Source organism: Zhihengliuella sp. ISTPL4 (assembly GCF_002848265.1).
Classification (GTDB): Bacteria; Actinomycetota; Actinomycetes; order Actinomycetales; family Microbacteriaceae; genus Microbacterium.
In genome coordinates this window covers 2,425,694-2,437,508 of record NZ_CP025422.1, presented here as the reverse complement: position 1 = coordinate 2,437,508, position 11,815 = coordinate 2,425,694, and the positions used below count along the sequence as shown (strand labels likewise).

General features: G+C 68.5%; 16 protein-coding genes. 10 read left to right on the top strand and 6 right to left on the bottom strand.

Annotation, left to right across the window (positions count from 1 at the left end; genetic code table 11):
* Nucleotides 1-35 precede the first annotated feature (35 nt).
* Nucleotides 36-1,115 carry a hypothetical protein gene (locus CYL12_RS11585; RefSeq protein ID WP_101847735.1) on the top strand — a complete coding sequence of 360 codons (1,080 nt, stop codon included), beginning with the start codon at nucleotides 36-38 and terminating at the stop codon, nucleotides 1,113-1,115.
* A gap of 12 nt (nucleotides 1,116-1,127) precedes the next feature.
* On the opposite strand, the gene CYL12_RS11580 is transcribed toward CYL12_RS11585, so the two are convergent.
* Nucleotides 1,128-2,081 (bottom strand): helix-turn-helix transcriptional regulator, encoded by a 954-nt coding sequence (locus tag CYL12_RS11580; protein ID WP_101847734.1) that lies wholly within the window; start codon nucleotides 2,079-2,081, stop codon nucleotides 1,128-1,130.
* A 101-nt stretch (nucleotides 2,082-2,182) separates the two neighbouring features.
* On the opposite strand from CYL12_RS11580, the gene CYL12_RS11575 reads away from it, so the two are divergent.
* The 3 genes from CYL12_RS11575 to CYL12_RS11565 all read left to right on the top strand — a co-directional run bounded on the left by CYL12_RS11575 (nucleotide 2,183) and on the right by CYL12_RS11565 (nucleotide 3,752).
* Entirely contained in the window at nucleotides 2,183-2,629 is a 447-nt protein-coding gene (locus CYL12_RS11575; RefSeq protein ID WP_101848777.1) for a VOC family protein, read from the top strand.
* 165 nt (nucleotides 2,630-2,794) lie between these two features.
* Nucleotides 2,795-3,022: a hypothetical protein gene (locus CYL12_RS11570; RefSeq protein WP_025104100.1), complete on the top strand. Its 228-nt coding sequence runs from the start codon at nucleotides 2,795-2,797 to the stop codon at nucleotides 3,020-3,022.
* 7 nt (nucleotides 3,023-3,029) lie between these two features.
* A complete protein-coding gene (locus CYL12_RS11565; RefSeq protein ID WP_101847733.1) occupies nucleotides 3,030-3,752 on the top strand; it encodes a 3-keto-5-aminohexanoate cleavage protein in 723 nt (240 codons plus the stop codon).
* Between the two features lie 45 nt (nucleotides 3,753-3,797).
* On the opposite strand, the gene CYL12_RS11560 is transcribed toward CYL12_RS11565, so the two are convergent.
* On the bottom strand, nucleotides 3,798-4,175 hold the full coding sequence (locus CYL12_RS11560; protein WP_101847732.1) for a VOC family protein: 378 nt from the start codon (nucleotides 4,173-4,175) through the stop codon (nucleotides 3,798-3,800).
* A 58-nt stretch (nucleotides 4,176-4,233) separates the two neighbouring features.
* The gene (locus CYL12_RS11555) at nucleotides 4,234-4,938 is read right to left on the bottom strand and encodes a helix-turn-helix transcriptional regulator (protein WP_233486722.1); all 705 of its coding nucleotides are present in this window, start codon (nucleotides 4,936-4,938) and stop codon (nucleotides 4,234-4,236) included.
* An 82-nt stretch (nucleotides 4,939-5,020) separates the two neighbouring features.
* Here CYL12_RS11555 and CYL12_RS11550 point away from each other — a divergent pair, with 82 nt between their 5' ends.
* The gene (locus tag CYL12_RS11550) at nucleotides 5,021-5,890 is read left to right on the top strand and encodes an NmrA family NAD(P)-binding protein (RefSeq protein ID WP_101847730.1); all 870 of its coding nucleotides are present in this window, start codon (nucleotides 5,021-5,023) and stop codon (nucleotides 5,888-5,890) included.
* A gap of 296 nt (nucleotides 5,891-6,186) precedes the next feature.
* On the opposite strand, the gene CYL12_RS11545 is transcribed toward CYL12_RS11550, so the two are convergent.
* Entirely contained in the window at nucleotides 6,187-7,188 is a 1,002-nt protein-coding gene (locus CYL12_RS11545) for an SDR family NAD(P)-dependent oxidoreductase (RefSeq protein ID WP_101847729.1), read from the bottom strand.
* 75 nt (nucleotides 7,189-7,263) lie between these two features.
* Here CYL12_RS11545 and CYL12_RS11540 point away from each other — a divergent pair, with 75 nt between their 5' ends.
* Complete coding sequence (locus CYL12_RS11540; protein ID WP_233486721.1) at nucleotides 7,264-7,833, top strand: TetR/AcrR family transcriptional regulator; 570 nt, start codon at nucleotides 7,264-7,266, stop codon at nucleotides 7,831-7,833.
* Here the strand turns inward: CYL12_RS11540 and CYL12_RS11535 are convergent, their stop codons facing one another.
* Entirely contained in the window at nucleotides 7,834-8,280 is a 447-nt protein-coding gene (locus tag CYL12_RS11535) for a GNAT family N-acetyltransferase (RefSeq protein ID WP_101848776.1), read from the bottom strand. It abuts the gene before it with no gap.
* A gap of 295 nt (nucleotides 8,281-8,575) precedes the next feature.
* Here CYL12_RS11535 and CYL12_RS11530 point away from each other — a divergent pair, with 295 nt between their 5' ends.
* Entirely contained in the window at nucleotides 8,576-9,487 is a 912-nt protein-coding gene (locus CYL12_RS11530; protein WP_158297172.1) for a hypothetical protein, read from the top strand.
* A 14-nt stretch (nucleotides 9,488-9,501) separates the two neighbouring features.
* Entirely contained in the window at nucleotides 9,502-9,897 is a 396-nt protein-coding gene (locus CYL12_RS17230) for a hypothetical protein (protein ID WP_158297171.1), read from the top strand.
* Nucleotides 9,898-9,965: 68 nt separating this feature from the next.
* Here the strand turns inward: CYL12_RS17230 and CYL12_RS11520 are convergent, their stop codons facing one another.
* On the bottom strand, nucleotides 9,966-10,475 hold the full coding sequence (locus CYL12_RS11520; protein ID WP_101847725.1) for a DUF4188 domain-containing protein: 510 nt from the start codon (nucleotides 10,473-10,475) through the stop codon (nucleotides 9,966-9,968).
* Between the two features lie 69 nt (nucleotides 10,476-10,544).
* Here CYL12_RS11520 and CYL12_RS11515 point away from each other — a divergent pair, with 69 nt between their 5' ends.
* Both CYL12_RS11515 and CYL12_RS17225 read left to right on the top strand, forming a co-directional pair.
* Nucleotides 10,545-11,189, top strand: coding sequence for a MerR family transcriptional regulator (locus CYL12_RS11515; protein WP_101847724.1), 645 nt, complete (start codon nucleotides 10,545-10,547; stop codon nucleotides 11,187-11,189).
* Nucleotides 11,190-11,290: 101 nt separating this feature from the next.
* Nucleotides 11,291-11,806 carry a hypothetical protein gene (locus tag CYL12_RS17225; protein ID WP_158297170.1) on the top strand — a complete coding sequence of 172 codons (516 nt, stop codon included), beginning with the start codon at nucleotides 11,291-11,293 and terminating at the stop codon, nucleotides 11,804-11,806.
* Nucleotides 11,807-11,815 lie beyond the last annotated feature (9 nt).

Below are 11,815 nucleotides of genomic sequence, written 5' to 3'. Positions count from 1 at the left end.
GGGTCGGGCGGGACGCCCGCCTCTAGGGTGTGGGTATGCATCGTCGCCCCCGCCTCCTCCTGGTCGGGTTGGTCGCGGTCCTCGCTCTCGCCGGGTGCGCCCCGGACGCGAAGCCCACGCCCGAGCCCACCCGCACGACCGCCGCGTCACCGACCCCGACGCCGACCCCGACGGAGGAGCCGATCGTCGCTCCGGATGCGGCGTTCGCGGTGACCTGCGCGGACGTGGCTGCCGCTGTGGAGAGCCTCGGTGTCCAGGCGGCCGATGTCCAGGACGCCATGGCACTCGCCTCCGCGCCGAACTGGTACCCGGGGCCCGCGCAGTACATGATGCACCGTGCGGGCGGCATCGCCTGCGCGTCGAGTGACCGCGAAAGCTATGAGTCGGACAGCCCGCCCTCGGACGCCTGGGAGGTGTTCCTCGTCCCTGGGGCGGGGAGGATCCTCGACGGGGTCACCGCAAAGCTCGATGGTCACCCGCTGGCCGAGGCCGTGCGTTGCGACGAGGGGCGATGCTCCGCGATGCTCCTCGATGGCGACACCCTCCTGAACGCGAGCTTCACTTCTCCGTCCCTCGGCGCCGACGACGGCGATCGGGTGCATGGCAGGCTGCTCGAGCTGCTCTCCTCGGCGTCCGCGTCCGCGCGACCGGTGGAGCTGGCCTCGAGCGAGATCTTCGGCATCCCCTGTGAGAACCTGCTGACCGCTCAGGAGATCAGTAGCCGACTCGGAACCCACGTCGAGATCGTCGAGGCTTCGGCGATGGGAGGCTGGGGCATCCCCGCGGAGGTCTACTTCGTGTCCGGCGGTGGACAGTATTGCGACTATGCGGCGGGGCAGAATGTCTATACGGATGAGAAGTACCTGAATTTCAGCACGCTCCCGGCGGGGGCGTGGGCATACCAGGGCCTGGCGGCGGGGGCCGACGTGGCCGTGGAGGGTGCGGACGAGGCCTCCTTCCGCACCGACTACTACGGACGGTCGGCACTTGACGTGCGCGTCGGCACGGATTGGATCCGGTTCACCATGTACAACGGCGAAGCCGCGGAAACGATGGCTCCGATCGCCGCCATGGCGATCGAGCACCTCGTCCGGGGGCGCCCAGCTCCGCAGTGACGCAGCGTCGGGTCAGCGCGTCGCGGCGGCTGCGGCGTGCACCCGGTTCGCCAGTGCGACCGCAGCCTCTCGCAGCGCCTCGGGGCCGATGATGGTGAAGGGGGCGTCGAAACGCGCGACCGCGGCGAGCACTCCCGTCCAGGACCAGGAACCGACGGTGAGCCGGCAAGAGCCGTCGGGGAGAGGTTCGAGGTCACCACTGCCCGCCCACGGAGCGACCTCGCGGGCGTCCCGCTCCAGCACGACCATCCCGACGCACGGCCAGCGATCCTCGGTCGTCGAGCCCTTCGCCCGCGCCGCGAGGTAGGTTCGCGCGTCGTCAGCAGGGAGAGGACGTGGAGCGAACCTCGGTCCACGCGGCACACGGGGCTTCATCCGATCCAGGCGGTACGTGCGCCAGTCGTGGGCGTCGAGATCCCAAGCCAGCAGATACCACCGGCCTTCTCGCGCGACGACCGCGTGCGGTTCCGCCCGCCGGGGAGGCCGGTCGGCTGCGTCGCCGTAATCGAAGCGCAGCACCTCCTGGTCGCGGACTGCGGCGCTCGCCGCCTCCAGGACGCCGGGATCGACGCGGTGCTCTGCCGCTGTCTCCAGGAAGCGGATGCCGTCCATGCGATGCCGCAGCCGGGACGGCATGACCTGGCGGACCGTCGCGAGCGCCCGTTCCGCGTCCTCCGCGACGTCGACGCCTCCCGCCGCGGCGTTCTGCAGCGCGACGGCGACGGCGACCGCCTGGCCTTCGTCGAACAGGAGGGGAGGAAGCTCCGAGCCGGCCTCGAGACGGTACCCGCCGTACGGACCCTTGCTCGCGGCCACGCGGTACCCGAGCTCGCGCAGACGATCGACGTCTCGGCGAACGGTCCGCGGGGTGACGTCGAGGCGCTCCGCGAGGACCTGCCCTGGCCAGTCGCGCCGGGCCTGCAGCAGGGACAGGAGAGCGAGCATGCGCGCGGACGTTCCGGTCATGGGTCAATTCTGCGTCCAGTCGCGGACAGAAGCTGACCTCTACCCCGGTGATCGTGGAGGGTGCGCGGACCGAGAGCCGGGACGCGGAAACGGAGGACACCATGACCATCACGACCACCACACACCTGAACTTCGGCGGAACGGCGCGACAGGCGCTCGAGTTCTACCAGTCGGTCTTCGGCGGGGAGGTGACCGCGGCGACGTACGGACAGTTCGGCATGCCGGAAGGGGTCCCCGGTTCCGACAAGATCGTGTTCGGGCAGCTGGAGGGTCCCGTGCGCCTGATGGCATACGACATCCCGGGGCTGGACGACGGCGACCCTGCGGCGACCGCGGGCAGCACGCGCCGAGAGAACGGGATGACGATCACCGACCGCTCCTTCTTCCAGTCGTTGCGGGCGGAGTCCCTCGACGAGCTCCATCCCGTCTGGGACCGTCTCGCGGACGGCGCGACGGTGGTCGAGCCGCTCGCCGCTTCGGCGTGGTCCGCCGGGTTCGGCATGCTCACCGACCGCTTCGGCGTGACCTGGGTGCTCGACGTCGCATGAGCGTCGACCCACCCCCTTGCGGCCGACCCGGCCCGTTGCGATCGTGCGCAAAGGGCCGGGATGCACGGGAGGGGGTGGGTCGGCACTGTCGGGCGACGCGACATGTCAAGGGCCTCTTCGCCGTCGGTCGCCTCACGTAGAAAGGAGGGAGACGAAAGGCAGGGCATGGCCGCAGGAGACATCGAGACGTTCTCGCGCAACGGCATCTGGTTCAACCGGATCCAGGGCGAGTCGCACACGCTGGGCAGCAGCTTCGAGTCGATGGAGGAGGCGGTGAAGGTTGGCCGCGGGGCGGCGACCGCGCGTCAGGTGCAGCACTTCGTCCGCACGGAGGAGGGGCCGTCCGACGACGTGGCTCCGAACGAAGCGCACCCGCGCGACCTCATGTGGTGAGTCGCCGATGATCCTGCAGGTCTGCCTGAACGGTGCCAGGGACGTCGCGGAGCACCCCTGGCTGAGCGCTGACGAGACGGTGGTGGCTCAGGACGCCGCGGCCGCCGTCGATGCCGGTGCCGTCGAGATCCACGTGCACCCGAAGGATGCCGCCGGTCGCGACTCTCTCGCGCGCGAGGATGTGCAGCGGTGGCTGGGCGCCGTCCGTGCGGCGGCGCCGGGCGTGCCCGTGGGGGTGACGACCGGAGCCTGGGCCGAGCCCGATGTGGCCCGGCGCCTCGAGGCGATCGAGGGCTGGACCGAACTCCCCGACTATGCGTCCGTGAACTGGCACGAGGCCGGCGCCGACGAGGTGGCTGCGCTGCTGGGGCGCCGGGGCATCGGTGTGGAGGCGGGTATCTGGGACGCCGCGGGGCTCGAGGCGTGGCGGGTGTCCCCGGTTCGCGGCGATTGCCTGCGCGTGCTCGTGGAGCTTCCCGCGGAGGCCGTCGACGTCGTCCGCCCGCACGCTGAAGGTCTGATCGCGCACGTCGCGCGCGAAGAGCCCGACCTGCCGATCCTGCTCCACGGCGAGGAGTTGTCGACGTGGCCCGCCCTCGATCTCGCCGCGGAACTCGGCCTCGACACGAGGATCGGCCTGGAGGACACGCTCCTCCTGCCGGACGGCACCGAGGCCCCGAGCAACGCCGCCCTCGTCCGCGCCGCCCGCGCCCGCCTCCCCCAGCCCTAGCCGCGCCCCCCCTGCGGGTGCAGAACTGCGCCTCCATGCGCGTGCTCAGCCCGCATTCCACCCGCGCCAGTCGGGACGGTCGACGATGCAGAAGCGGTTCCCTTCGGGGTCTTCCATGATGATGTAGTCGGCGTCGTCGGGGCGGCCGTCCCAGGGCACCTCCCGCGCTCCGAGTCCGGCGAGACGCTCCACTTCCGCAGTCTGGTCTTCCGCGTAGATGTCGAGGTGGATGCGCGGCGGCAGTACGCGCTCCGAGTGGTGTGCGTCGAGCGCGATGCAAGGAGCGTCGGCGTCGCGCGGTTTGAGCACCACCCAGTCGTCCTCCACGGGGTCTCGTTCGACGTAGTCGAGGGCGGCCTTCCAGAATGCCGTCTGGGCGGGGAGGTCGTTCACGCGGATCACGATCGACACGATCTTCAGCATGCGGCGAGGGTACGGCGAGGGAAGGTGTCCGCGGAGGGGCTTGCGCCGCCGCGGGGGATCAGCTTCCGGACCGGCCGAAGTCGCTCGCGAGCCACTCCTCGACCGAGGTGAACGGGAACTCCCGCGCCGCGAACGCCCCCGGCAGCGTCCGCACCTCCCGCATCCGGTCGAGCCGGAACAGGCGCCAGTCGTCGCGATCGATATCGAAGCCGACCACGTACCACCGCCCTTTGTGGAGGACATGGCGATGCGGCGCGATCACCCGCTCCGAGGCGTGCTCGTGCCGGTCGGTATAGGTGAAGGCGACGCGAGCGCCCTGCGCGACCGCGTCGGCGAGTGTCCCGACCGCACTCCACTCGGCGGGCGCCGGCTCCGCGCGGAGGATCTGCGTGGACAACGCCGTCGCGGCGGCCCGTCGTCGAAGGCCCGGCGGAAGGACCTGCTCGATCTTCGCGCGGGCGACGGCGGCGGACGGATCCTCCGGGCCCCACGCCTCGAGGACGAGTAGCCCGGTGATGATCGCGGTGACGTCGTCGGCGTCCAGGAGCAGCGGTGGGATGCGCGTCCCCGGTCGCAGGCGATAGACCGCGCCGGGACCGGGGCGGGAGTGGACGTCGTAGCCGAGGTCGCGTAGGCGCTGCATATCGCGGCGGACCGTCCGCGGGCTCACGGTCAGGCGGGCGGCGAGGTCGGGCACGCTCCACTCGCCGCCGGTCTGCAGCAGCGACAGCAGCTGGAGTGTGCGGTGCGAGGGAGCGTCCACGGCTCCATCATCGCGCGAGATGCGGCCGGAATCAGGCCGTATCGGTCCGTAGCGTGGAGCGACACCGACCGAGAGGACCCTCATGCGCATCGCTGTCACCACCCCCAACGGCCACGTCGGGCACCACCTCACGCGGATGCTGATCCGCGCCGGCGTCCGCCCCCTACTGCTCACCAGGGACCCCGATCGCATCGCTGCCGACCTGCGCCCGTACGTCGACATCGCCTTGGCCGACTCGCAGGATCCCGAGGAGGTCGTCGCCGCGACGCGGGGCGTCGATGCCCTGTACTGGGTGGATCCGTCGGTGTTCTCCGACGACCCCCTCGCCGACTACGCCCGTGCCACCGAAGCCCTGGTGCAGGCCGTGCGGGCGAACGGCGTCCGGCGGGTGGTGTTCCAGAGCAGCGTCGGCGCGGAGAAGCGGCACGGCGTCGGCGAGATCGACGGCCTGGCCGCCACGGAGGTCGCGCTCGACGCCCTCGATATCGACGTGACGCATCTGCGGTGCGGCTACTTCTTCACCAACCTGTTGCTCGACGTCGAGTCGCTGCGGGCGGGGACGCTCGCCACGGTGCTCCCGCTGGACTTCCGGATGCCGTGGGTGGCGCCGCGGGACATCGCGGAGGTCGCTGCCCTCACGCTCCTGAACAGGGAGTGGAGGGGCCGGCGGGTGCAGGCCGTGCACGGACCCGCGGACCTGAGCTGGTCCGAGGTCGCCGGGGTCCTGACGCGCGAGCTCGGGCGGGAGGTGACCGTGCAGCGCATCGACGACGAGGAGATGCGTCAGGGGCTCCGCGCCGCGGGGATGCCGGAGGCGATGGCCGAGGCCGTGCTGGGGATGTCCACCGGGCTCCGCGACGGCTTCGTGGCGGAGCAGCCGCGGTCCGTCCTCTCGACGACACCGACGACTCTCGAAGCGTGGGCGCGCGAGGAGCTCGTCGGAGTGGTGTGACCGGCATCCTGCCGGAACCGGTCCCGTCAGATATGGTGCGGCCATGGAGACCACATCCGAGGTGACGCACGAGACCGATCGCGGGAGTCGGGACGGCCGAGCACATCGTCGAGTACGCCCGGATGTGCGGCTGCGAATGACGATAGGTGCTGCTGCGGCGAGCGCAAACGGAATTCCGGTACCGCAGTGAGTGCCACCGCCTTCGCCGCCACGGTCGTCACGCAGAAGCGCTGACCCCGGACGGAGAACGCCCCCGCCGTTCGGGTCGGCGGGGGCGTCGGTTCCATGGAGTCGCGTTACTGCACGGACCAGCCTCCGTCGGAGGCGAGGATGGCGCCGTTGATGTTCACGGCGTCATCCGACAGCAGGAAGGTGATCGACGCGGCCAGGTGCTCGGCGGTCGCGACGGTCGGGATGGCCTGCTGGAACGGGGCGAGGCGGCCGGAGCCGAACTCGGACATGTGCGGGGGCATGGGGATGCCGGTGGCGACGCCGCCCGGGGCGACGGAGTTCACGCGGATGCCCTTCGGCCCGTACATGAAGGCGGCCGACTTGGTGACCCCGATGATGCCGTGCTTGCTGGCCGTGTAGGCGTTGCCCGAGGCGTTGCCGCGGAGGCCGGCCTCGCTCGACACGTTGAGGATCGCGCCGCGTCCGGCCTTCTCCATGACGGGGATGACCGCGCGCATGAGCTTGAACGGCGCCGTGAGGTTGATCGCGATGACCCGGTCCCACACGGCATCCGGGGTCTCGCCGGCCGGGGAGAAGTCGTCGTTGATGCCGGCGACGTTCGCGAGCCCGTCGATGCGGTCGCCCGCGGCGGCGAGGACGGCGTCGATCGCGTCCTGCTTCGTGAGGTCGCCGGCGACCGTGACGATGTCGGCGTCCGGCAGTTCGGCCTTGAAGGCGTCGAGCTTCTCGGCGGCGATGTCGCTGGCGATCACGCGACCGCCTTCCCGGGCGATGCGCGAGGCGGTGGCCTTGCCGATCCCCGACGCGGCGCCCGTGACGATGACGGTCTTGCCGGCGAAGCGGCCCGCCGTGACCTTCTCGGTCCAGCCCTCGGAGGCGTCGTCCTCCGGGATCTCGCCGTTGTTCGCGGCGCGGACGAGGTCGTCGACGACCGACTGCGGGAGCTGGCCCTGGCTCATGGCGACGAGCTGCTGCAGCGGGAGCCCGAGCACGGGGGTGAGGAGCTCGGGGTCGGCGCCCGTCTGCTCGAAGAGGCCACGGATGAGCGGGCCGCCGGTGGGGTCGCTCATCCAGTCGCCGATGGTGGAGTGTGCGGTGAGGGCCATGCTCTTTCTCCTTGCTCGGGTTTCGCAACGGTGCGTCTACTTATGTTCCAGTGTACGCCTCTGTACGCTCGAAAGGTGCCCCGTCCTCGCAGTGAAAAGGCCCGCCAGTCCGTGCTGGAGGCGATGCGTCGCGCGCTCGCCGCAGACGGGTACGAGGCCGTGACGATCGAGGGTCTCGCCGCTGAGGCGGAGGTGTCGAAGCAGACGATCTACCGGTGGTGGCCGTCGAAGGCTGCGATCCTCGGGGAAGCGCTGCTCGAGGGGAGCGTCCCTGGTTCGGATGTCGTCGTGCCGATGACGGATGACCTCGGTGCGGACCTGCGTGCGTGGTTCACGGCGGTGTCCGCGGGTCTGGCCCGGCCTGAGGGCGTCTCGCTGGCGCGGGCGCTCATCGAGGTGACGGCGGCCGACCCGGAGCTGGGGCTCGTGTTGAACGAGCGGCTGGCGGCGCCGATTCGGGAATGGGTGGCGGAGCGCGTCGCGCGCGGGCGTGATGCGGGGGACGTGCGTGCGGATGTGGATGCCGCCGCGGTCGCCGACGAGTTCATCGCGATCGCCTCGTACTCCGCCCTGATCGGGCAGCCGTTAAGTGTGGAGCGGGTGGAGGAGACGGTAGTCCGGTTGTTGCGGGGGATCGCGGCGTGACTAGTCCGCGGTAGGGCTGAATCGAAGCAGGTTCGTCTCACGCCTGCGGAACCCGACGGACTCGTACAGCCGCAGTGCGGACTCTCGGGACGGGCGTGAGGTGAGATCGAGCGTCCGGAGTCCGCGCTCTTGTGCAAGCTGCGTCATGCGCTCCAAAAGGAGTCGCGCGATGCCGCGCCCCCGTTCCGCCTCGTCGACCACGACATCTTCGACGTGCCCGCGGAGCCCGGTCAGCGAAGGTGCGGTCACGAGAGTCGCGGTGCCGACGATGCGCCCAGAGTCCCGTGCAACCAGGAGCTCCGTCGCCTCGTGTGCGATGACCGCCTCCGTTCGAGCGCGATCGAATACTGCTGACGCGGAGACCTGCGCCAAGAGCGCGGCGATTGCTTGGGCGTCCGCGTCCGTGAGAGTGTGCAGTGATTCGATGGTCGGGTCAGGGTGGTCCATCTCGGTACAGTAGCCGGGCTCCGTGGGGGCCTGGCGTGTCCACGGCGTCGTGAGGCGCTCCGCGCCCAGCCTGGGCCCAATCGGCAGTTCGCTAACTGCCACCGTGGCCCCGCTCAGTCGCCGGCGTCGCATTGAGAAATGCGCTGCTCTGTGGGGTGAGCAATCTCAAGATTGGATTCCGGAATACAACGCCTGACGAGAGGCCAAACTCCTGGAATCTGGGTCCGCATTGTGCGAGCGTTCAGGTCGAAGCACAAAAGGGCGGGTCCGCACGGAGAATCTTGAGGAGTTCCGCATGAAGCACGTACAACAATCACGCGCGTCATACCTCGCCCTGGGCGCCTTTTTGGTTGGAACGTTGATGCTCACGGTGATCAGTCCCGCTCACGGTGACGACCTCGGTCCCCTTGATGCGCTTGAAGGCGCGGACCAAGCTTCCGTTGCAAGCGCAGTCGATATGCCGGTGGCACGTGAAGGCCTGGCCGGGACGCTCGGGGGCATATCGTTGTCGGTTCCCTCCGACCCAGCGCACGGGGTGTCCGTCGCGGTGGGGGCCGGCGAGATCGCGATTGGGCTGCCGTTCGCGGGCGCGGCGAGCGACGGAGTCTCTGAGGCACCAGGGACGATGACGTTCGACAACAACAATGGAACAGACACGGTGGCCGTCGTCCAGGATACCGGGCGGCTACAGGTGGCGACCGTCTTGAACGACTCTTCCGCGCCAACTTCGTATGAGTATCCGATTGACTTGCCGGTCGGCGCGTCGTTGCTGCCTTCCGGCGAGGGAATCGATGTGGTGGAGAACGCCACTGGAGAAGTCCTAGGTGCGTTCGCTGAGCCATGGGCTCGCGATGCGGATGGTCGTATGGTTCCGACAAGATACGAGATCAAGGGTTCGAGCATTGTCCAGGTTGTCGAACATCAGAGCGCAGACTACGCATACCCCGTAGTCGCTGATCCGACGTACACGACGTCTGTGATCTACCTGAGCCGCACCCAGGTCACCAACATGTACAAGGGTCTGAAGAACGTCAACAACATTTGCGGGCTATTCCCGATTACCTATCCAGCGAGCATCACATGCGCTGGGCTTGCGCCGTCGGCAGAAGTCGAGAAAGCATACTGGCAGAAGCTGCGGATCAAGGTGACGTACTACAACTGCGGCTTTAACTACTGCAGCTACACGACCTTCAAAGCAGTCAAGTAGGACGGGAGGCAACTATGCGCATCAAGGAACCCTCAGCGCAGGTGGGGTACCTGCTTGTCGTTGTGATCGTCATCACGCTCGTTCTTGTTCCCCTAAGTATCGCGAGCTTCGATCTCGGATTCGTCTGGGCGGTCGTGGCGCTCGTTGCTGCCGTGGTCGTAGCGGCCAGAACGTTTCGTGGCCGGGGAGAGCCGGACAGTCGCCGACCCTGGTGGAAAATGACCAACACGCGTAGCACGAGTGTCGCGCTCACCCTGCTCTTCGTCTTTCAGGCGATGTACGCGTCGGTCGCAGCGCCGCAGTCACCGAATCCACCTCTCGTGTTCGTCGGAGGGGCGGCGTTGTTCATCGTCGCGGCCTTCTATCTGAACTCGGCGATCAGAACGGCGGCGGACTCGCGGTCGGCGTAGCGCTTGCGGGCGTTCGGGGGCTCATCGCCGCTTCCGTCAACCCCCGGGCCTGTCTCGCGACCGGGCGACTAGCCTTCGAGCGACGCGCGGCGCCCTGCCTCTACCCGCCCATCCGCGAACCGCGCCTGGGCACGGTCGTGGCGCCGCGGCACGGGCACATGCTCCGTTGCTGCCGCGAGGCCCATGCGTTTCGTCGAGACGTACACGCTCTCGGCGCTGTCGATCAGGTAGGTCTCGTGCCAGACGCCGAGGGTGCCCGGTGCCTTCCGGGCGGCGCGGTTGAACGCGGCCCAGGCGGGGCGGTGTTCCTGTACAGGGTTGGATGCATAGGCGTACAGCTTGTCGATCGACGACCAGTACTGCACGAGATACGGGCCGCCCGCGCCGAGAAGGATGTGATAGCCGCGCAGGCCGGAGTCCTCGTCGATACTGAGTTCCTTGAGCATGCGGGGCATGGCGAAGAAGGCGGGCAGCCAGTGGTCGAGACGCCACCAGCGATTGATCTGCATACCGACGTGGAAGATGACGAGTTCCCCGTTGTGGCGGTGGGTCATCCGGCCCGTGAAGACTTTCGACATGGCGACTCCTTATTGGATAGTAACGCTATCCATTTTGGATAGCGTTACTATCGAAGTCAAGGGGTGGCCATGAGGATTTCCGAACTGTCAGGGCAGACCGGCGTGACCGTGCCGACGATCAAGTACTACCTGCGCGAGGGACTGCTGCCCGAGGGGGAGCGCACCTCCGCGACGCAGGCCGTGTACGACGAGAAGCACGTCGAGCGGCTACGCGTGATCCGAGCCCTGCTCGACGCGGGCGTGAGCATCGCGGAGACGCGACGGGTGGTCGCGGCGCTGGATGATCCGCCCGCGAATGCGCACGAGCTGCTAGGGGCAGCACATGCGGCGATCACTCCACCGGTGGATGACTCGTTGGATCTGACTGACGCCGAGGCGCTCGTCGCGGGGCTCGGGTGGAAGCCGGGGATGTGCGACGAGGCCGTGCTGTACGCGGTGGCGCGGGCGCTGCAGGGGCTGGAGCATGTCGGGTTCACCGTGCCGGATGCGGCGATGGCGGAGTACCTCGCGAGTGTGCGGCGGATCGCGGACGCGGAGATCGCGGGGGTGCCGGGGGAGTCGGCGGAGGCGGCGGTGCGCTACGTGGTGCTGGGGTCGGTGTTGGTGGAACCGTTGTTGCTGGCGTTGCGGCGGGTGGCGCAGCAGGTGAGCTCGGGGGAGCGGTTCGGGACGGAGCTCGACGGGTCGTCCGAGAACGACCTAGGTTCAACTTGATGATGGTGTCTGCATCGAGCAGTGTCTGCACTTGCTTGCGCGTCAGCCGATAGGCTGCGGACCTATGACTGCATCCGAGGCGTGTAGAAAAGACGGCATCGATGCCTGATCTGGTGTCGACGGCCTTGGTGTCGACCCTTGTGGCGGGATTCATCAGCGGTGCCGTCTCGATCTGGGGAACGACGCGTCGCGTGCGACAGCGAGCGGTGACCGAGCAACGACAGAGTTGGCGCGAGTCCATCCGAGACCTCGTATCTCGACTGTTGAGCGAGCGTAAACGTTCCACGCGGCAGGTACTGCGCGACTCCATCGTTCTCCGGCTGGACCCGTCGAAGGATCGTGACGCGATCGACCTCGTCGACAGATTCGTCGCCGATCGTTCGCCCGCGCTGAGGTCTTCACTCTGCGGTCGCTTTCAACACATGCTCAAGCACGACTGGGAGCGTGTGAAGATCGAGGCCAGCCTGCTCCCGTTGTTCGCTGACGGACGAGCGGCCCGAAGGATCGAACGTCAAAAGGTGCGTTTCGGAACCGATCACGACCCCAGCGCCGCTAGGCTTGACCGAACCCGGACCCGGCCGATGGTTCTGGATCATCCGCATCGAGTGAATCGATAGGCGTTCAGC

Bases quoted from the DNA above. Each gene is read 5' to 3' on its own strand.
- CYL12_RS11550 (WP_101847730.1), top strand. From the start codon at position 5,021: ATGCGCATCGCTGTCACCACCCCCAACGGCCACGTCGGGCACCACCTC.
- CYL12_RS11560 (WP_101847732.1), bottom strand. From the start codon at position 4,175: ATGCTGAAGATCGTGTCGATCGTGATCCGCGTGAACGACCTCCCCGCC.
- CYL12_RS11535 (WP_101848776.1), bottom strand. From the start codon at position 8,280: ATGGACCACCCTGACCCGACCATCGAATCACTGCACACTCTCACGGAC.
- CYL12_RS11580 (WP_101847734.1), bottom strand. From the start codon at position 2,081: ATGACCGGAACGTCCGCGCGCATGCTCGCTCTCCTGTCCCTGCTGCAG.
- CYL12_RS11530 (WP_158297172.1), top strand. From the start codon at position 8,576: ATGAAGCACGTACAACAATCACGCGCGTCATACCTCGCCCTGGGCGCC.
- CYL12_RS17225 (WP_158297170.1), top strand. From the start codon at position 11,291: ATGCCTGATCTGGTGTCGACGGCCTTGGTGTCGACCCTTGTGGCGGGA.
- CYL12_RS11515 (WP_101847724.1), top strand. From the start codon at position 10,545: ATGAGGATTTCCGAACTGTCAGGGCAGACCGGCGTGACCGTGCCGACG.
- CYL12_RS11585 (WP_101847735.1), top strand. From the start codon at position 36: ATGCATCGTCGCCCCCGCCTCCTCCTGGTCGGGTTGGTCGCGGTCCTC.
- CYL12_RS11565 (WP_101847733.1), top strand. From the start codon at position 3,030: ATGATCCTGCAGGTCTGCCTGAACGGTGCCAGGGACGTCGCGGAGCAC.
- CYL12_RS11545 (WP_101847729.1), bottom strand. From the start codon at position 7,188: ATGGCCCTCACCGCACACTCCACCATCGGCGACTGGATGAGCGACCCC.
- CYL12_RS17230 (WP_158297171.1), top strand. From the start codon at position 9,502: ATGCGCATCAAGGAACCCTCAGCGCAGGTGGGGTACCTGCTTGTCGTT.
- CYL12_RS11575 (WP_101848777.1), top strand. From the start codon at position 2,183: ATGACCATCACGACCACCACACACCTGAACTTCGGCGGAACGGCGCGA.
- CYL12_RS11520 (WP_101847725.1), bottom strand. From the start codon at position 10,475: ATGTCGAAAGTCTTCACGGGCCGGATGACCCACCGCCACAACGGGGAA.
- CYL12_RS11570 (WP_025104100.1), top strand. From the start codon at position 2,795: ATGGCCGCAGGAGACATCGAGACGTTCTCGCGCAACGGCATCTGGTTC.